The organism is Glutamicibacter sp. 363 (assembly GCF_052379505.1).
Lineage (GTDB): Bacteria > Actinomycetota > Actinomycetes > Actinomycetales > Micrococcaceae > Glutamicibacter.
In genome coordinates this window covers 128,487-146,003 of the sequence record NZ_JBQSYR010000004.1, presented here as the reverse complement: position 1 = coordinate 146,003, position 17,517 = coordinate 128,487, and the positions used below count along the sequence as shown (strand labels likewise).

Genomic DNA, 17,517 nt, shown 5'->3' with positions numbered 1-17,517 from the left:
TTTCTAAATTTCCGGTGCTGTGCACAGAGTAGAAAGTCACGTCCCGCCCATGACGGTTGTCATGGGTCATGCTCGCCCGCCTGACCTCGAACGAACGAGGTGGCGCCTCGGTAGACGTTGCCCCGCCCGGTGCCAGCATAGGGACGAGTTGGCTGTGATCTTGCCGATAGGCTCTGGCGCTGTGCCGCCACACTCCACCTGTGCGCCAGCTAGCGCAAAGGTTCGGTAAGCACCTGTCAGGATGTAATTTCGGCGTTTCTCCACGCACTTTCGGTCTGTGATCTGCATTAACGTGCAGGGAAACTCCCAGTGATTTCCCGTAGTCTTTTACCGTGCTAGATCTTTCTCCTTTCCTCTCGCTTATGACCGAGTTCGGGACACCAACCATGGGAGCCGCGTTTCTCCCCGACTGGTTGAACCCCAACGTCTTCCTCCGCGACCCAGCCTTAGGCCCATGGGTCATGCTGCTGGTGTGCGGCATCGTCTTTGCCGAGACCGGATTGCTTGTCGGGTTCTTCCTGCCAGGGGATTCAATGCTCTTCACCGTGGGGCTGTTGATTGCTTCGGGAACTCTGGATATCTCGCTGTGGCTTTTTGCCCTCGCGATCTTCGTTTGCGCCTTCGCCGGAGACCAAACGGGCTACATCATAGGTAAGAAATCTGGCCCCGCGATCTTCAAAAAGCCCGATTCTCGTTTCTTTTCCCAGGCGAACGTGGAACGTGCGCACGAATTCTTCGAGAGATTCGGTGGACGCGCGGTCATCCTTGCACGCTTCGTCCCGGTGGTTCGTACCTTCGTGCCGGTGATTGCCGGCGTCGCCAAAATGAACCACAAGACCTTCGTTTTCTACAATCTTGTCGGCGCGCTGCTCTGGGGTGTCGGCGTAACCCTGCTGGGTTACTGGTTGGGCCAGATTAGCTGGATCGAAGAGAACGTAGACATCATCTTCATCTTGATCGTGCTGATTTCGGTCATCCCGATCTTCGTGGAACTTCTCAAGGCCCGTATGGCGTCCAAGAAGAAGGCAGCGAATCGGTCTGACGCAATCGACGACTAAGAGCTTTTAGCACCCCGGCTGCGGAATTGTCCGCCAGCCCATTGCACGCCGCGGCGTATCAACCACTGCTCGCAGGGTTGAATACAGCCGCGGCGTACCCCTTTGCAGACCAAATCGGCCCCGTGGTCCATGGCTCTGACCGCCTCGGTGGTAGCCGGCCGCAGTGCGTTCATGAGAACCTCGCAATCGCAGTATCCGCCCAGCAGCTTGATCTTGCGTTCCAGCGCGGTGGCTCGGGGCGCCGAATGGTCTCGGTAATATTTGAGCATGCGAAGCGAACCTTCGCAGGGGACGTCCTCGGCTACCCGATAGAGGTAGCAGGCAAGGCATTCGTGTTCAACGGGTAGCGGAAGATCGCGCATGGTGGACTCCAAGCTGGGCGGCGGACATTGATTCATCCCAGCTTCGGGCCTGCTTGTTCAACGCGTTGCCCCGCAACGGCGAACTGTGTATAAACTCCCTTTGCTAAATATTCCTTTTCAGGAATGCATCGATTCGATCCAGCGCTTCGGCGACACGATGGTAGCCCGCAGCGAAAGAAAGCCGAATATAGAGATGCCCCGCAAATGGGTCAAAGTCCCCGCCGGGGGTGAGCGCCACATGGGTTTCTTCCAAGACCGCGGCACAGAACCCAGAGGCCGAACCAAACTTTTCGAGCACCGCCGGGCGCAGTTTTCCGTAGAGATAGAACGCGCCATCGGCAGGGGCCGCCTGGGAGATGCCAAGCTTTTCCATGCTGCGGAGCACCAACTCACGGGTGCGCGCAAATTCGGCTACCCGGCTCTCGGCTTCGTCCAGACTCGCTGGTTCGAAGGCCGCCAGGACGGCGCGTTGCGCGGGCGCCGGCGCACAAAGGGCAAGGTTGGAAGCTAGGCCATCCACCACGGCGAGCATATCGTCGGGGACGATCATCCAGCCCAAACGCCAGCCGGTCATTCCCCAGTATTTGGAAAAAGACGAGACGACGATGCTGGTCTGGGAGTATTCCCAAGAGGTATGGCCCCTGCGTTCGGGAACAAACTCGATTCCGTGATAGATCTCGTCACTGATCAGCCGCACCCCATTGGCCTCGCACCAGCAGGCAAGGCGTTCAAGCTCCGCGGCGCTGAACATGGTGCCGGTGGGGTTATTCGGCGAAGCTATCACCAGCCCGTCGAGGCGTCCGTGTTGCGCCTTCGCCGCCTCGAGAAGTTCCACCGTCGGCTGGAAACGCTGCTCGGGTCCGGTGGGCAGGTCAACAACTTGCAGCCCAAGGGCTTGCAGAATATTTGCGTAGGCCGGGTACCCAGGGCGCGCCAATGCGACGATATCTCCCTGATCAAAGGCCGCCAAGAACGCGAGCTGGAATGCGCCCGAGGAACCTGCAGTCATGACGAAGTTCCTCGCGGGAATCTCTATCCCGTAGGTCAGGCGGTAGTGCTCGGCTAGCGCCTGCCTTGTTGCGGCTAAGCCAGTGGTGGAGGTGTACCCGAAATCCGCATGTTCGGCGTGGAGCTTCGAAGCCAATTCATTAACCGCGGCCGGTGCCCCGCCACCGGGTTCGCCGACGCAGAGCGAGATCACATCATGTCCGGCGGTGCGCATGGTGGCCACCGAATCAACAATCTGCATTACTTCAAAGGGCGGCACCTGTCCGCGAGCAGATACCTTCACTGGGCGTTCTCCGCTCCAAGCGCCCGTTCCTTGACCGGGTGGCGGGACAGAATGGAAATTCTATTAAAAGCGTTCATCGAAATCGCGATCCACTGGATCGCGGCAACCTGTTCATCGGTGAGCAGCAGTCGTGCCGAAGCTACGGCGGCGATGCGTTCCTCCGGGCAGGGCAGATCCGTGGCAGCCTCGGCGATGGCAAGGGCCGCGCATTCGAGCTCGTCAAACTGTCCGCCGCATTCATCCCATGTGCTGAGCAAGACGATGCGCTGCATGCGCTCTCCGGCTTCCAGCGCCTTGCGCGTGTGCATGTCGAGGCAGTAGGCGCAGCCGTTGATCTGCGAGACCCGAAGGTTGATCAGTTCGGCTGTCCGGTCGCTGATGCCGGCTGCCCGGTAGGTCTTGGCAAGCTGGTTGGAGAACTTCCCCATGGAGTTCCACAACTCGGGATTGGTCTTGTCTAAAAAGAGTGGGTCTGAAACGGCCATATCTGAACCCTACCGGTTTGGCCGCGGTTGCTCTTGCTGAGCCGGCGCCTGTGTCTTGGCGGCTGCCGGTGTTCGCGGAGCCCGCCCCGACCGGCGAACCCAGAAATAGCGTCTCCGGACAGGCCGCGCGCCAGATTGCCGGCACCCCTAAACGCGAAAAGGGCCCTTGCTCCACGTGTTTCACGTGAAGCAAAGGCCCTAGTCACAGATGTTTAGTCTTCGTCGGCTGCGAGCTGCCCGCAGGCGCCGTCGATTTCTTTGCCGCGCGTATCGCGCAGCGTGGTGGGTACGCCGAGGCTGTCCAGGCGGCGCACGAACTTGCTGGTGATGTCCTTCTCGCTGCGGGTCCAGATGGAGCCCGGTACCGGATTTAATGGAATCGGATTCACATGGACCCAGCCGCGACCGCGGGCGTTGAGCTTCTTCGCCAGCAGCTCGGCACGCCACTCATGGTCGTTCATGTCCTTGATCAGCGCGTACTCGATGGAGACGCGGCGTCCGGTCTTCACATAGTAGTCAAACGCGGCGTCCAGCGCCTCGTCGACCTTCCAGCGTGAGTTCACCGGGATCAGCTCATCGCGCAGCTCATCGTCCGGGGCATGCAGCGACAGCGCGAAGGTGACCGGCACATTCTCTTCGGTCAGCTTGCGGATGGCAGGCACCAGACCCACGGTGGAAATGGTGATGCCGCGGGCGCTCATGCCCAGGCCTTCGGGGGCGTCGGCAACCATGCGGTGCACCGCGTTCATCACGCGCTTGTAGTTCGCCAGCGGCTCGCCCATGCCCATGAACACGATGTTGCCCACGCGTTCGTCCGGATGCTTCTGGCCACCGAGGCCGCCTTCGGCGATCACCCGGTTCGCCTGGACAATCTGGTCCAGGATTTCCGCGGTGGACATGTTGCGGGTCAGCCCCGCCTGTCCGGTGGCGCAGAATGGGCAGTTCATGCCGCAGCCGCACTGCGAAGAGATGCATAGGGTGATGCGGCCCGGGTAGCGCATGAGCACGGACTCGACCAGCGAACCGTCGAACAGGCGCCAGAGGAACTTGATGGTCTTGCCGTCATCGGTGGTCAGTCGCTTGACCTCGGTGAGCAGCTTCGGGAACATGGCCTCGGCCAGTTCCGCACGGCGCTCCTTGGGAAGATCGCTCATCTTCTCCGGGTCGGTGGTGTAGTGCGTGAAGTAGTGCGTCGAAAGCTGCTTGGCGCGGAAGGCCGGAAGGCCTAGTTCCTTCAGCTTCGCTTGGCGTTCGGCAAGGCTCAGGTCCGCCAGGTGCGTTGGCGGCTGGGCGACGCGGCGCTTGGTGGCGAACTGCAGTTCTGGACGGCCATCGGCGCCCATCTCCTGTTTCCATCCTTCGGCCGTTGGCACGACCTGGGCGCGGCCTTCGGCCTCGGCTCGGGACTTGGAGATGCGCAGCTGCTGGGCGCGCTGGGCAGCGGCCTGCTCGGTGCGCAGGGCCTTGCGTTCAACGGCGGAAAGTGTGGTGGAGTCGCTGGAAGTCATTACTACCTATTGTTTCACGTATCCACTGGAAGTTGGCGGTGAGTTTGGGCACGCATGGCACCGAGGCCTCCAGCGCCCTCCACCTCGGAGAGAACCAGCGGCCCTCTGCTGGACATCAGCTGCTTCCCGGACCTCCACGAGGGGTCATCGTAAAGCTGCGGGCTGCACCGTCATGGAGGCGTTGGCTCGCTGCCAGGCGTGAAATCAGGGCATCGCGCCCCGATGCCAGCCACCATGGCAACGGCCGGCCCAGCATCATATTCAGCTGCGCGCGCGAACCCGCCTTGCGCGCGGCCTGCAATCGGGTTTCGGAGAAACCGGCCAAGGATGCATTGGAAGCCAACCGCCCAGCCAGCTCCAGCGCGTCGGCAAATCCCAGGCTGAGTCCCTGTCCCCCAATGGGACTGATCTGGTGCGCGGCATCCCCGAGCAATACCACCCGCCCATGGACCATCGAGGCAACCTGCCGGTTGGCGGTAGCGAACCGGCTGTGCATGGTGCAGCTCGCGGCGTCAAGCACAAATCCCACCCGCTGGCAGAGGGCATCAACCACGTCGGCGGCCGAGCTGCCGGAGCTCTGGCCGTCCACACGCAGGACCCAACGACGCAGGGAACCAGGCAAGGGGAAAGATTCCACTATCCCCGCCGGGTGCAAAAACAGGGCGGCGGTGTGGGTCAGCTGCGTGGTATCCGGAAAATCTCCCATCAGGTAGGCGTCGGGCAAAGCTCTGCCGCCGAATGGCACTGCCAGGCTCCTGCGCACCGACGAGTTCACTCCGTCGGCTGCGACCAGCCATCGGGCTCGGTGCGAGGTACCGCCGGCGGTGAATTCCACCCCGTCCGGCGACTGCGACCGAAGGCCGGTGAACTCGGCCCCGGAGACCAGTGTGCCCGGAGCAAGCTCCGCCAAGCGTTCGCGCAGCAGCGTCTCGGTGACCTGTTGGGGCAATGACAAGACGTAGGGGTAGCCCCCGCCGATCACCGCGAAGTCCATGATGCCAATGATGCGGCCCGCCGAAACTCCGATGCCGCGGCGGATCGGGACTCCGCATTCCTGCGCCTGCGGGCCTACCCCCGCCAGTTCAAGGATCTGCTGGGCCGGCGGATGCAGGCCGATCGCTCGTGAATGCCCGGCTAGTTCGGTTCGCTTCTCGTATACCGTGGCTTTCCGTCCTCGTTGGGCCAACAGGATCGCCAGGGTCAATCCCACCGGCCCGGCTCCGATGATCGCTACCTCATCCACTGCCGGTTGACTTCCAGAGCAGCACATTGCGGTAAGTCCGTTGTGCTTGCACCTCCCAGCCAGACCTGGCCAAAGCAGCCAGTTCCGCTGGCGTGTAGCTGCGCCGGATGGAGACCAGCCCGTCGCGGCGGATCAGCGAGGTACCGGCCAACGGCAGCGTTGCCGTGCCGAACAACAGCAATGCCGCTCTGGCGCGGCGAATATCGCTATGCAGGCCGATCCCGGCGCACAGCCGCTCGGTGTCCACCTGCAGCTGCTGCAATTCGCCCGCTTCCAGGTGGTGCAGCAGGTGGTTGGAGAGCACCACGTCAAACTGCGCCCCGGCGGCGGCAAGCAGCACACTGGTAGTCTCACGGAATTGCACCACGCCCTCCGGCAGAGCCGCCTGGCGCAGAGCCCGGCGGGCGTAGTCGATGGCGCGCGGATCCGGATCTATCCCGAGAATCTGAGTCGAAAACCCATCGGCGAGCGCCCAGCGGGCCAGATTCATTGCGATGTCGCCGCCCCCGCAGCCCACATCCAGAATTCTTGTTCCGGGCCGGCGGCGCAGCACGGGACGGATGAAGCGCGCGTAGTTTCCGCGCCATCCGGCGACAACCCGATTTACCAGCGGAAACTGCGCGTAGGTCCGGCGTAGCAATGCAGGGTCGCAATCCGGTCGATCCATTTCCTCGCTGGCTCCGATGCTGCGCCGCAGACCCGTCATTCAGCCGTCCCGTGCAGGGTGAAGAGCCCGGTTTCCACGGTCAGTCCGGGACCGAAAGCCATGGCGCAGACGCGTTCGCCCGAGCTGGCTTGCCGATCATCCATGATTTCCTTGAGCACGAACAGGACCGTCGCGCTGGACATGTTTCCGTATTCGGCCAAGACCTTTCGGGCAGGGGCTAATTGGGCATCACTGAGTTCGAGGCGATTCTGGACGCGGTCCAGGATCGCTCGGCCACCGGGGTGTATCCCCCAATGCTTGATCTGGGCGAAGGTCGTTTCCGGGATGGAAGCCTTCGCGAAGAGCGGTTCCAAGGCGCCGCTAATATGCTCATCAATGATGTGCGGAACATAGGTTCCGAGCACCATCTCAAAGCCTTCGTCCCCGATATTCCATGCCATGGCCTCTTCGCCGACCGGGGTGAGCACCGTTTCAAAGGCGTCCATGCTCAATCCGCTATCGCCGTGTGCGGTGACGATTGCCGCCGCGGCTCCGTCGGCAAAGAGCGCAGAACCCATGATGGTGTCCGGGTCGTTCGAGCTGTGCACATGCAGGGTGCAAAGTTCCGCGCAGGCCACCAGCACCGTTGCTTGCGGATCCGCGAGGCAAAAATCCCTAGCCGCACGAAGTGCAGGGAAAGCCGCATAGCAACCCATAAAGCCCAGATGGTGCCGCACGGTATTGGGCTTCAGACCCAGCGCGCGCACAATCTGGTAGTCCGGTCCTGGGTTATAAAAACCGGTGCAGGAGACCGTAATGACGTGGGTGATGTCCGCAGGTGTCAGATCCGGGCAGTCGTCCAGGGCTTTCTGCGCGGCTCCGATAAAGAGTGCCGGGGCGTGGGCGGCATATTCGCGGTTGCGGGTGGCGGTGCTCGGAGAGTGCAGTTGCTGCGTGCCCGCGTCGTAGAACAACGCGCTGGCCGGCGGGTGGTGGGCATCGAAGTCTTTGACGCAACTGTAGCGGGTGTTGATCGCCGAGGAATCGAAGGAGGTGGCGATCAGCCGCTGACCCAACCGGGACAGCCCCGGTTGCAGTGCAAAGACATCACGGACTTCATCCTGGCGAAGGAGCGTTTCTGGTACGGCGGTCTGGATAGTACGCAGCATCACTGGCATGAGCCGAGCCTAGGCCTACCGCCACGCTACGTAAAGGGTGCAGCGAAACACAGGACGAACACGAAGAAATGAAATCGCTCAATACTCTGAGTAGTCGGACATAATATGATTATCTTGGATTTTGCGCTCAAGGTTTCACCAATAAGAAAGAGGCCCGCGTGGCAAAGGCATCTATGCATTCGCTCGAAGGAATTCGCCGCACCATTCTGGACGGCTTCTGGTCACCGGGAGATCGCTTGCAGCCCACCACGTTAGCCGAGCAATTCAGCACCAGCACCACCGTCATTCGCGAGTCCTTGACCCGTTTAGCCGGTGAAAACCTTGTTGCCATCCGCCCCAATCGCGGATTTTTTGTTCCAGATCTCAACCTTGGAGAATTGGCAGACATTACCGAGCTTCGCTGCGCCACCGAGGCGCTCGCGGCACGGCTGGCCGTGGAACGTGGAACCGTAGCCTGGGAATCCGGGCTCATCGCCGCGCACCATAAACTTTCACGAACCCCACGCCGTCTACCCGAAGATCCGGATCGGGTGAACCCACTCTGGTCGGCTGCGCACCGCGAATTTCATCATCAGCTTTTGGCTCCGTGCGAGTGCCAACCGATGCTGAAGCTCTCCACCGACTTGGCAAATTTCACGGAGCTCTATCGCCGGTGGGCCGCGCCGTCACAAGCGGCGGTGGCGCGCGATGTCGAGCAGGAGCACGCAGATATTCTCGATGCGGCCCTTGCTCGCGATGCGCAGAAACTCGGCGCGCTGCTGCGCAAGCACTTCCAGGCCACGGTTGACGTCGTGATGCAAGCCGGTTTAGTCGAGCAGCCCGCATAGCTGCAAGCTTCTCAGCGAGACCCCGGAAGGATGGTGGTCGTGGCGACCGCGCTGTTCATCGTTGCCACTGCTTTGCGAACCGCGTCCCCGGCGCGGGAGTCCGTGGCGACTTCCTTGATCCGATGCTTGGACTCTGCAGCGCTCAGCGGTTCGATCTCCTCGGCTAGGACATTAGGCACTACGCCCATGCCTTGCAAGATGGATAGCAGCGTTGCCTCGTGGGTTTCGGCCTCCCGCTGCCCCTGAAGCACCGACCGCAGCCCGAAACGGAATTGGCGTTCCAGTTGCCCGTTCAGTACTTTCACATTCCCCTTGCCCAGACCAAAGAAGCTGCGTTCCCCGTGTTCCACAAGTCCTTGCTTGGCTAAAGAATCCGTCACTAGGCGAATATTGCACAGTCGGTTGATCGCAACGGCCGAATCCAGGCTTGTGCCGTCTTTGCCCTCGAGCTTTTCCAGGGAGTGCGCCAATACCGGGTCCCCGATCGGCCCCGCTCCGATGATGGTGATGCGCGGATTCGAGTCTTCGGTAAGGCCTACTCGTCCACCCAAGATCAGGTCAGCAATGACCGCGGCGTTCATTCCGTACCCATAGGAGCTCATCACCGTCTCTGGGCGGCCGTCGTCCTTGGTCAGTAGCAAATACAGCTTTTCGGAGATCAACATATTTCAAGGCTATCGACTCTGGAAACCTGCGTCCTCCCCATTACGGCGGATTTCGCCGTGGCTTGAATGCGGATCGATATTTGCGGCCGCCGGATCTTGCGCACCGGCCAGCTGTTCACGCTGCGCACGCCTGCGCGTCCGCTTTTCCTTGCGAAGTTGCTGTTGCTTGTCGTGGATCAATGCCGAAGTTGTTCGGATGAACACCGAGATCCAGGTGAAGAGAATTGCGACCACGGCAAGTTCAAATCCGGTGAGGTTGTAGTAGTTCCATTCCTGCCACAGCAAGAAGGCCAGCCATAAAGCTCCTAGTGCCGTCAGCGACATCAGATGGAAAACCACCGGATATCCCGGAAGAAGCACCGTGGTCCCCGTCAGGAGCAGCATCATCCCGGCCGCCGCCAACCGGACAAAAGCAGCATGCACCTCGGGGGCAACATTTACCGGAACTACCCCGATCAAAATAACACCAAGGGCCACCGCCAAAAGGCACCAGCGGACAACGCCGGGACGCGGGCGCAGATGCTTTGCAATCCGGTATTTCTCCAAGCTCGGGCGGCACCTATAGGTCCGTGAGAGCTTTGCAAGATCTCTGGTCATAAATTCGGTAAAGGCCATCAGCACGAGCCCGGAGACCACCAACGTCGTGTTGAATGTCCAGAAGGAACCAATCCCCGCGTCATAGGTACCGAGGGAAGAGAACATCGACTGCCACCAGCCTCGGTCCTCGGCGAGCAGCATGCTGATGACGACTCCCGAGGCCATGAAGATACCCAGAACCACCGACAGAGTTTCGGCATTTGTCCGAGCCGTGGCAACCAAGCACAGATAGGCGCTGACCCCCGTCGCGCCGCTGACAAGCAAGGAGCCGGCAAGCATATCCACGCGCAGTCCAAAAAACGCCTGCTGCATCAGGTGGAAAGCCACCATCAAGATCATCACCGTGCTCGCTGCATGGACTAAAACCAGCCCACTCAGGGCGACTGCCTGACGCCACCTGGGGATCCGCCCGAGCCACGGCTCGCGTGATAGCAGCAACCGCCGAAAGGCCACCGCACTGGCCAGTGCTGCTGCCACCGCTCCGGTTGAAGCGGCGACGGCACCTACGGATAGCCCACCGGCCAGAGCCGGGCGATTACCTGCGAACAGGATGAGCCCGACTATTAATCCTAGGATTGAACAGATAAAGCCTGCCCACAATGCCTGCCGTTCAACGTCTAGTTCTGTGGCCGGTTTGCCATGGTTTTGAATGCTCTGATCGGTCCGCACGGTAGCAATTATCTCACTGATAGACTTTTTAGCCAGTTTCTGCCTACGCCAGCGCCTGGGTTAGCCCGTTGACCAGCAGCGTCACGGCCCCGGCAAACGCGACGAGAATAACGAACAAGCGGCTAAACCTCTCCGGAATCTTGGGAGCGAGGAAGTTGCCCAGCAGTATTCCCCCAACCATCGCCATCAGGCAGCTCACCCACTGCGTCCAATGTAGTTCGGGAACTCCGCCCTTGGCCAGCAGCGAAGCGACGGCCAGAACAAAGAAGTACAGTTGCACCGAAATGGCGAATTTCGCCTGCGGCCAACGGCTGGCCACCGCGTACCCAGCAATGGCCGGACCTGACACTCCGGCGGTAACAGACATGAATCCGGAAACGGCACCTGCCCCGATTGCCAGCCCCTTGCTTTGCGCGGTACGAAGATTGCGCACCAGGAAGCTCGAGCCCAGGGCAAGGATGACCATCAAGGCAATCCCGATGGTGAGCCACGGGCCGCCCAAACGCGCGGCAACCCAGGCGCCGGGAAGAGTCATGATGACCGCAGGAATGAGCATCAGCAAGATCTTCTTATACTCAACGTCCCTGAATACCTGGATCAGAATCAAAAAGCTGCTGCAGGCTCCGAGGAAGTTGACCACCATGACCCCGTGGTGAGGCCCGAGAACCATCACCAGAAATGGTGAAGCAACCAGCGCGAATCCCATTCCGGAGATTCGCTGTGTAGAAGCCCCCACAAAAACGGCCGCGGACAATCCGAGCAATGCGCCGAGTTGTAGCGTATCCAATAGTTGCTGCCTTCCAGTTCCTGCGCCGAACGCAGTCGCGCCCTATTGCTTTACGTTAGTGCACCCGGGCGCGACCTCAGAATACGAATTCCGCGCTGCCTCGTTCTACGCTGGTCTCGTGAGTATCGACGTTGATTATCTGATCATTGGCGGCGGAGCCATGGGCTCGGCCGCCGCCCACGCATTAGCCGCACGCGGCCGCGAAGTGCTCATGGTCGAGCAATATGCGCCGGGCCATCTGCACGGTGCCTCGCATGGGGCGACCCGCAACTTCAATCCGGCCTACGCGGAAGCCCCCTATGTGCGGTTGCTGCAACGCGCGAACCTCCTGTGGGACGAGGTTGCCCTGTCCGGTGGCACCAAGCTGCTGAACCGCACCGGGTTGGTGAACCACGGCGATCCAGTCGGGCAACGCCGGATCCAACGCAGTCTCGGCGCGGCCGGATTCGACTGCGAGTCCCTGAGCATGGCAGAAGCCGAAGAACGTTTTGCCGGGATGAAATTTGAGACCGAGGCTCTGTATATTCCCGCAGGAGCCCAGATCAATGCCGGTCTTGCCGTTTCGACGCTGCAACGCCTGGCGCTGAACTCCGGGGCCGCGATTCACCACAATCGGCGTGTGTCGGCCCTGGAAGTGATCTCCGAGGAACTTGTCAGCATCCAGCTGGAGGAGCCTGCGGGGAGCACAACCCTGCGAGCACGCCATGTCATCGTGGCCGCCGGGGCATGGAGCCGGTCGCTCCTCGGGGAAGCCATCAGCCTTCCACGGATCCATGTCACCGAAGAGCACCCGGTTCATTTCACGCAAACCCCGCTTCCTGCTCGGTGGCCCGGGTTCAATCACTGCTTGGACCCCGCACGTGATACCGGTTCCCCGGTCTACGGCCCGATTTATGGAATGCACACTCCGGGCGAGGGAATCAAGGTCGGCTGGCACGGCTCGGGCCGCATAGTTGACCCGAATGCCCGCCCGCATGAGCTCGTGGACGAACAAATTCGGGCGTTGCAGGCTTATGCCGCACGCTGGTTGCCTGGTGTTGACCCCGAACGTTTTGAGACGGTCTCCTGCACCTATTCCAATACCGAAGACGAGAACTTCATTTTGGACCGTTTCGGACCGATCACCGTGGGTGCTGGATTTAGCGGGCATGGGTTTAAGTTTGTGCCGGCCATCGGCGAGCATCTGGCCGATCTGGCCACCGGAGCCTGCAGCACCGAGCCGATTTTCGCCGCGAACCGCAGGATCACCCGTCCTGTATTTCTGGAGCGGCGCCGTCAGGTCGGGCTGGACTAGCTCTCCTGTCAGGGGTCCGGCTGCTGCTGGGTATTGCAGCCAAACGCGCTGTTGGCCCATTAAACGCGTTTTGGTGAATCCGATTCGTTCGGATTCACCAAAACACCAGCATTGGCGCTAGTTCTCCTAGCGATACCAATAGATCATTTTCGTCGTCTAATACGTCATAGAACTAATAGCCAAACTTACTAGCTTCCTCACGGGAAACCCCAGCAATGTCGCGCACAAGTTGCGCTTTGGAATCCTCTGCATGCGCCAACGACTTAGCGAAATGGCGTGATGCGCGGCCACGGTTTTTCATGAATTCCTCCAAATCACTTACGAGGATTCTTCTATGTGTACCAACCCGTGGTTGTTCAGGGATGACCCCCTGGTCCAATAAGCGGCATATAAAAGTTCGACTCATGTTCACCATTTCAGATGCTTCTTTCGGAGAGACCTCCGCGTCAGGCGATCGCCTGACGACAAGGCTCTTGCCCTCTTCAACAAGACCAACTACCTGCATCAGCATGTCAGCTAATTCGTTATCGGCAAGAGTCTCTAAAACGGCACGAACATCTTGAGTCTTGTCTTTTGGTGCTAGAGGTAGCTCAATAAGTGACATTTCGTGCCCTTCAGAATTCCATACTAACTAACTTAGGTAGCACAAGTGACTCAACTGAAACTAGCTTATCTCGGCCAACGCGGCTTCCGCAAGAGAGAAGCTACCGGCTGTGAACAATGCCTCTCAACACTCGGCGTTGGAATTACCAAAATGGTCACTAAACAAAACTCGACGCTCTACGTAGGATAAAGCCATGATGAATGCACAACTCGTCGGGGTTCGACCAACGCTGTATGTACTGCATGAATGCCTATCGGCCCCAGATGATTGGGCAAACCCGGAGCAATATAGAGCCGTCAAACAAGGTCGCTTCAAAGACGCCGGCCCACTCTCCCAACTCCAGCATCCCGTTATCCAGTCAGGAAACTGGGCAACAAGTGATCCAGAATGTGCCAACTCGCACATAGTTTACAAACATGCAGTTACCTGTGGAATGCCAACTCCTTGGCGCGAGCTAAAACCTGGTCAATGGCGAGGACTCGTGACTCAACCCAAGCAGGATGCCCAATGGTGGATACTGTTCGCTGGACTTCGCCGTGCAGGCGACGAGTCGAACGTTTACCGAAAACTAGATTTGATGAAACGGCATGCTCTCTTAGCGCTTTACCCGACGTCAGATGACTACACACTCCAAAAACTTGAAGTTGCAAATGCCACGGAGAAAGCTTGGGAGGCCAGCTGCGCCGCTTCCATACTCTCTTCAGTCAGCAAGTCGATTACTTTAAATCATAAGGTCGAAGTTACGCTCCCACTCCACCCCTCGCACAAGGGCGCTGAGCTAGTGGTTGATTTCCACGTGGAACGCGTCGAAGATCAACAGGCACCACACGAGCTGCCCGCAGACATATTTTTAACCGTCCATACTAAAAATTGGTCCGACTCGACGCTTCGTGATGTTGTCGTTCCCATCATGATTGGTCTTATTGATCCAGTTCAAGAACACTGGGAGATAATTGAACACAACGGCAAAGATATGGTCTACCTTGTTCAGACCACCGAAGTGAAGATTCAACAACTCCTCGCTGCTGAAACTTTAGCTAACGCATCGATCGACACGTACACGCACAAACCCGAAGTGCCGCGCACACACTACGCGCACTATGCTAGGCAGAGAATTCTCACTGACGCATACGTCTATGGAATAGTCAGCCAAGCTATTTGCGGATTCAACTTCGTTCCATCGCAAGACGTATCAGATATGAAAATTTGTCCGGACTGCGAGAGAATATATGAAGCCTACGCAACATAGTCTTTCCTGCAATTGCGTTGCGACTTACCCGAACTCTCTGCGTCCAGCACGCCACCTTAAGTTGGCAGCTGCTGAGTGATGCAGTGGATTCCATCACCGCGCGCAAATAGCTCCCGGGCATCAACCCCCACCACTTCCCGCCCGGGGTACGCCTCCGCCAAAATCTGCAAGGCCTGGGCATCCATCGGATCGCCAAAGGTGCAGGCGATGACTCCGGCGTTGGTGACCAGATGGTTGATGTAGGAGTAATCAACCCATCCCTCGGTGTCCGTGAGCACCGTCGGGGCCGGTACCGGTATGAGCGTGAGTTTGCGCCCCTTGGCGTCAACTGCAGATTCAAGCTGCTGGCGCACCTGCCCGGATACCTCAAAGTCGGGGTGCTCGGGGTTTTGCTGGTCGTGGAAGAGCACCACACCGGGTGCGGCAAAACAGGCCACGATATCTACGTGTCCGCGGGTTCCGAATTCTTCGTTGTCGCGGGTCAATCCCCGTTCCAGCCAGATGGTCTTCGTGGCACCGAGCAGCCGGGCAAATTCCGTTTCAATATCGGCTTCCGCTTTCCCCGGATTGCGTCCCGGGTCCAGCTGCACGCTGCGGGTTGCCAAAACGGTGCCCTCCCCATCCACGTGAATGCCGCCGCCTTCATTGGTGATCAGCGCTCTTAGCACCTTGGTTTCGGTCAGGGCAGCAACTTCGCTGGCGATTTTGCTGTCCTTTCCCCAGTTTGCCCATGCTTGGGCGCCCCAACCGTTGAAATTCCAGTTCACCGCAAAGAGTTCACCCGCGGCATCACGTACGAAGGTTGGACCGATATCGCGCATCCAGGCATCATCCAACTCGCGTACCGCGAAGTCCACGGATTCCCCGAGATGGCGGTGGACTTCGGCAAGTGCGCTTGGATCAACGATCATCGTCACCGGGGTAAACCGGGCAACCGCGCGGGCCACGTTGGACCATGCGGTGCGAGCGGCTTCCGCCTCCGCCTCGCTCTGCCCCAAGGTGTATCCTCCGCTTGGAAAAGCCATGAAGATCCGCTCGTGGGCTGCGGTTTCGGCGGGCATGAAGTAGTTAGGCACTGGCCTGCTCCTCTTCCCCGAGTTCACTCTCAACGCGCGCTTCGGTCAGGGCTGCGTAGGTTTCCGGGCGGCGTGTGCGCAGGAATGGGAACAGCGTCAGCCAGTCCCGGCGGGCATCGAGGTCCAGCCTGGCGACCAGCACCGCTGAGTCGTTGCGTGGGGCGCGGGCCAGAATCCGGCCATAGGGGTCGGAGATGAAAGAGGAGCCGTAGAAGGTCAACGCCCCTTCGTCGCCCCAGCGATTCGGGACGACCATGAACAGGCCGTTGGCAATGCCATTGCCGAGAATGGTTTGGCGCCACAGCGGTTCGGTATCAAAATCCGGGTGGTCCGGTTCGGATCCGATGGCTGTGGGATAGGCCAGCAGGTCGGCCCCGGCCAGCGAGTAGATGCGCGGCGGTTCGCTGAACCACTCGTCCCAGCAGGTAGGCAGTCCCATGGCCAGGTCTTTCAGGCCCGAGATGCGGTGCACCGGATAGGGTTCCTCGTTGGGGCCTTCGCGGAAGTACTTGTCCTCGTAGTAGCCTGCGGTCCGCGGAATATGCAGCTTATTGGTGGTCGCCACCAGTTCGCCCTCCGGAGACACGACAATCGCGGTGTTCAGCCCCAGTCCATCACGTGATGGCGCCTTGCGGAACAAGGAAATATGTACGTGGATCTGGTGCTTGGCTGCCATCTGCGCGGCAAAGATAAATGTTGGACCGGTCAACAGCTCTTCTGCGGACACATCGGCGGCGGCCGTATCCGGGATTACGAAGGCCGGGTATTTGCTCAGCGTCAGCTCCGGTAGGAAGACAATTTGTGCGCCATGGCCCGCAGCTCGCCGGATTCCATCTTCAAGCTCCGCTTCCAGGGTTTGGCGGTCTTCATGCCAGCGGTGCTGCACTAGGGCAACGGTGATGTCACCACGCACTTTTTCTCCGGCACGCGCCGGGGAGACCGGTGGGTTCAGGGCGAGGACTTCTTGCATTTGGTTCACCTCGGGATATTTAACGAATGCTATTCGTTTTCAGATTAGACCTAGCCCATCGCCAAAATCAAGGATTTTAACGAATGGTTTTCGTTTAGTCTGTGTATGCTCTAGTCAAAGAGTCTCGAAGCAAAGGAAGTCCGTATGGCTAGACCGTCGAAACCAAAGCTCAGCACCACTGCGATTGCCGACGCCGCGCTCACGCTTGTCGACGCACACGGTGAGTTCACTCTGCCGCAACTGGCCAAAGCACTCTCGGTGACTGCATCTTCGCTCTACAACCATGTAGAGGGCAAGGCCGAGATCATTGAGTTGATGCGTGGGCGGGCCATGTCAGAAATCCAGCTACCCGATCTGGATCGGGTTGACTGGCAGGAGGCTGTTCGCCAGATCGCCATGGAGTATTGGGCTTCCTACGCCAAGCACCCAAGATTGATTCCACTCTTCACCAGCCATACGGTCCGGGATCAAACAACGCTGCGAGTCTATGACGCGTTGGCTGAAGCTTTTGCCGTGGCTGGTTTTGAGCCGAAGGAACGCCTGCAAGCGATCACCATCATCGATTCGTTCGTCCTGGGTTCGGCCCTGGACGCTACAGCGCCGCGCGCTGTATGGGAGGCCGACACCCAGTCCTCCCATGCATTCACCGAGGCGCTAGCAGCGGGACTACAGGAACCAAACCGCGCCGAGCAGACGTTCTTTCACGGGCTTACGTTCATACTCCGAGGCCTGACCGGCAAACAGAAAAAAGCGGATTCCTAGTGCAGTGTGCAAGTCAATTTCTTCGAGGTTCCCAACAACCCAGCCGTCGCATGGACCTTGTTGAAAACGATTGGCACAGACGTCCACCCTGAGGGATATGTGGCAGATATTTTCACCGTGATCGTGCGATCGTACCCTAGAAGATCCCCGAGGAGCGAGAGCAACGTATTGAGGATCCTGGAGCTGCCCACCGTAGTGAGACTTTGTTGCCTAACAGATGCTCCTAATGGAATATTCGTAATTTGG

At 59.4% G+C, this 17,517-nt stretch carries 18 protein-coding genes; 5 read left to right on the top strand and 13 right to left on the bottom strand.

Annotated elements, in window-relative coordinates; translation table 11 throughout:
* Positions 1-362 precede the first annotated feature (362 nt).
* The gene (locus ACT3UA_RS04070; RefSeq protein ID WP_181148410.1) at positions 363-1,058 is read left to right on the top strand and encodes a DedA family protein; all 696 of its coding nucleotides are present in this window, start codon (positions 363-365) and stop codon (positions 1,056-1,058) included.
* On the opposite strand, the gene ACT3UA_RS04065 is transcribed toward ACT3UA_RS04070, so the two are convergent.
* The 7 genes from ACT3UA_RS04065 to ACT3UA_RS04035 form a co-directional block, all read right to left on the bottom strand.
* Positions 1,055-1,420 carry a DUF2695 domain-containing protein gene (locus ACT3UA_RS04065; RefSeq protein ID WP_444615618.1) on the bottom strand — a complete coding sequence of 122 codons (366 nt, stop codon included), beginning with the start codon at positions 1,418-1,420 and terminating at the stop codon, positions 1,055-1,057. The genes ACT3UA_RS04070 and ACT3UA_RS04065 overlap by 4 nt on opposite strands.
* A gap of 103 nt (positions 1,421-1,523) precedes the next feature.
* Positions 1,524-2,711 (bottom strand): pyridoxal phosphate-dependent aminotransferase, encoded by a 1,188-nt coding sequence (locus tag ACT3UA_RS04060; RefSeq protein WP_105552753.1) that lies wholly within the window; start codon positions 2,709-2,711, stop codon positions 1,524-1,526.
* The gene (locus tag ACT3UA_RS04055) at positions 2,708-3,196 is read right to left on the bottom strand and encodes a carboxymuconolactone decarboxylase family protein (protein ID WP_096286289.1); all 489 of its coding nucleotides are present in this window, start codon (positions 3,194-3,196) and stop codon (positions 2,708-2,710) included. Before ACT3UA_RS04055 ends, ACT3UA_RS04060 begins: the two co-directional genes overlap by 4 nt.
* 212 nt (positions 3,197-3,408) lie before the next feature.
* Positions 3,409-4,704 carry a 23S rRNA (adenine(2503)-C(2))-methyltransferase RlmN gene (rlmN, locus tag ACT3UA_RS04050; protein ID WP_255248436.1) on the bottom strand — a complete coding sequence of 432 codons (1,296 nt, stop codon included), beginning with the start codon at positions 4,702-4,704 and terminating at the stop codon, positions 3,409-3,411.
* A gap of 115 nt (positions 4,705-4,819) precedes the next feature.
* A complete protein-coding gene (locus ACT3UA_RS04045) occupies positions 4,820-5,947 on the bottom strand; it encodes an FAD-dependent oxidoreductase (RefSeq protein ID WP_176484173.1) in 1,128 nt (375 codons plus the stop codon).
* Entirely contained in the window at positions 5,940-6,653 is a 714-nt protein-coding gene (locus tag ACT3UA_RS04040; RefSeq protein WP_096286285.1) for a methyltransferase domain-containing protein, read from the bottom strand. The genes ACT3UA_RS04045 and ACT3UA_RS04040 overlap by 8 nt, the downstream gene beginning before the upstream one ends.
* A complete protein-coding gene (locus ACT3UA_RS04035) occupies positions 6,650-7,771 on the bottom strand; it encodes a type III polyketide synthase (RefSeq protein ID WP_444615617.1) in 1,122 nt (373 codons plus the stop codon). Before ACT3UA_RS04035 ends, ACT3UA_RS04040 begins: the two co-directional genes overlap by 4 nt.
* 158 nt (positions 7,772-7,929) lie before the next feature.
* Between ACT3UA_RS04035 and ACT3UA_RS04030 the strand changes: the two genes are divergently transcribed.
* Entirely contained in the window at positions 7,930-8,598 is a 669-nt protein-coding gene (locus ACT3UA_RS04030; protein ID WP_141393531.1) for a GntR family transcriptional regulator, read from the top strand.
* An 11-nt stretch (positions 8,599-8,609) separates the two neighbouring features.
* Here ACT3UA_RS04030 and ACT3UA_RS04025 read toward each other — a convergent pair whose 3' ends face one another.
* The 3 genes from ACT3UA_RS04025 to ACT3UA_RS04015 are packed head-to-tail and all read right to left on the bottom strand — an operon-like array spanning position 8,610 to position 11,316.
* Entirely contained in the window at positions 8,610-9,263 is a 654-nt protein-coding gene (locus tag ACT3UA_RS04025; protein WP_096286279.1) for a GOLPH3/VPS74 family protein, read from the bottom strand.
* Positions 9,264-9,272: 9 nt separating this feature from the next.
* Positions 9,273-10,529 carry a hypothetical protein gene (locus ACT3UA_RS04020; protein ID WP_141393530.1) on the bottom strand — a complete coding sequence of 419 codons (1,257 nt, stop codon included), beginning with the start codon at positions 10,527-10,529 and terminating at the stop codon, positions 9,273-9,275.
* A 43-nt stretch (positions 10,530-10,572) separates the two neighbouring features.
* The gene (locus tag ACT3UA_RS04015; RefSeq protein ID WP_141393529.1) at positions 10,573-11,316 is read right to left on the bottom strand and encodes a sulfite exporter TauE/SafE family protein; all 744 of its coding nucleotides are present in this window, start codon (positions 11,314-11,316) and stop codon (positions 10,573-10,575) included.
* 118 nt (positions 11,317-11,434) lie between these two features.
* Here ACT3UA_RS04015 and ACT3UA_RS04010 point away from each other — a divergent pair, with 118 nt between their 5' ends.
* Complete coding sequence (locus tag ACT3UA_RS04010) at positions 11,435-12,610, top strand: FAD-dependent oxidoreductase (RefSeq protein WP_444615616.1); 1,176 nt, start codon at positions 11,435-11,437, stop codon at positions 12,608-12,610.
* 172 nt (positions 12,611-12,782) lie between these two features.
* Here ACT3UA_RS04010 and ACT3UA_RS04005 read toward each other — a convergent pair whose 3' ends face one another.
* A complete protein-coding gene (locus ACT3UA_RS04005; protein WP_096286273.1) occupies positions 12,783-13,214 on the bottom strand; it encodes a helix-turn-helix domain-containing protein in 432 nt (143 codons plus the stop codon).
* Positions 13,215-13,407: 193 nt separating this feature from the next.
* On the opposite strand from ACT3UA_RS04005, the gene ACT3UA_RS04000 reads away from it, so the two are divergent.
* Positions 13,408-14,463, top strand: a complete 1,056-nt coding sequence (locus tag ACT3UA_RS04000) for a DUF3039 domain-containing protein (protein ID WP_096286271.1) — start codon at positions 13,408-13,410, stop codon at positions 14,461-14,463.
* 56 nt (positions 14,464-14,519) lie between these two features.
* On the opposite strand, the gene ACT3UA_RS03995 is transcribed toward ACT3UA_RS04000, so the two are convergent.
* Together ACT3UA_RS03995 and ACT3UA_RS03990 are read right to left on the bottom strand one after the other, a co-directional pair.
* On the bottom strand, positions 14,520-15,524 hold the full coding sequence (locus ACT3UA_RS03995; protein WP_444615623.1) for an agmatine deiminase family protein: 1,005 nt from the start codon (positions 15,522-15,524) through the stop codon (positions 14,520-14,522).
* A 7-nt stretch (positions 15,525-15,531) separates the two neighbouring features.
* Positions 15,532-16,509, bottom strand: coding sequence for a nitrilase-related carbon-nitrogen hydrolase (locus tag ACT3UA_RS03990; protein ID WP_444615622.1), 978 nt, complete (start codon positions 16,507-16,509; stop codon positions 15,532-15,534).
* 144 nt (positions 16,510-16,653) lie between these two features.
* On the opposite strand from ACT3UA_RS03990, the gene ACT3UA_RS03985 reads away from it, so the two are divergent.
* Entirely contained in the window at positions 16,654-17,271 is a 618-nt protein-coding gene (locus tag ACT3UA_RS03985; protein WP_096286265.1) for a TetR/AcrR family transcriptional regulator, read from the top strand.
* Positions 17,272-17,517: the final 246 nt, after the last annotated feature.

Coding starts and splice junctions, on each gene's coding strand:
- ACT3UA_RS04035 (WP_444615617.1), bottom strand. CDS start 7,771: ATGCCAGTGATGCTGCGTACTATCCAGACCGCCGTACCAGAAACGCTC.
- ACT3UA_RS04070 (WP_181148410.1), top strand. CDS start 363: ATGACCGAGTTCGGGACACCAACCATGGGAGCCGCGTTTCTCCCCGAC.
- ACT3UA_RS03995 (WP_444615623.1), bottom strand. CDS start 15,524: ATGCCCGCCGAAACCGCAGCCCACGAGCGGATCTTCATGGCTTTTCCA.
- ACT3UA_RS03985 (WP_096286265.1), top strand. CDS start 16,654: ATGGCTAGACCGTCGAAACCAAAGCTCAGCACCACTGCGATTGCCGAC.
- rlmN (WP_255248436.1), bottom strand. CDS start 4,704: ATGACTTCCAGCGACTCCACCACACTTTCCGCCGTTGAACGCAAGGCC.
- ACT3UA_RS03990 (WP_444615622.1), bottom strand. CDS start 16,509: ATGCAAGAAGTCCTCGCCCTGAACCCACCGGTCTCCCCGGCGCGTGCC.
- ACT3UA_RS04000 (WP_096286271.1), top strand. CDS start 13,408: ATGATGAATGCACAACTCGTCGGGGTTCGACCAACGCTGTATGTACTG.
- ACT3UA_RS04025 (WP_096286279.1), bottom strand. CDS start 9,263: ATGTTGATCTCCGAAAAGCTGTATTTGCTACTGACCAAGGACGACGGC.
- ACT3UA_RS04005 (WP_096286273.1), bottom strand. CDS start 13,214: ATGTCACTTATTGAGCTACCTCTAGCACCAAAAGACAAGACTCAAGAT.
- ACT3UA_RS04055 (WP_096286289.1), bottom strand. CDS start 3,196: ATGGCCGTTTCAGACCCACTCTTTTTAGACAAGACCAATCCCGAGTTG.
- ACT3UA_RS04040 (WP_096286285.1), bottom strand. CDS start 6,653: ATGACGGGTCTGCGGCGCAGCATCGGAGCCAGCGAGGAAATGGATCGA.
- ACT3UA_RS04065 (WP_444615618.1), bottom strand. CDS start 1,420: ATGCGCGATCTTCCGCTACCCGTTGAACACGAATGCCTTGCCTGCTAC.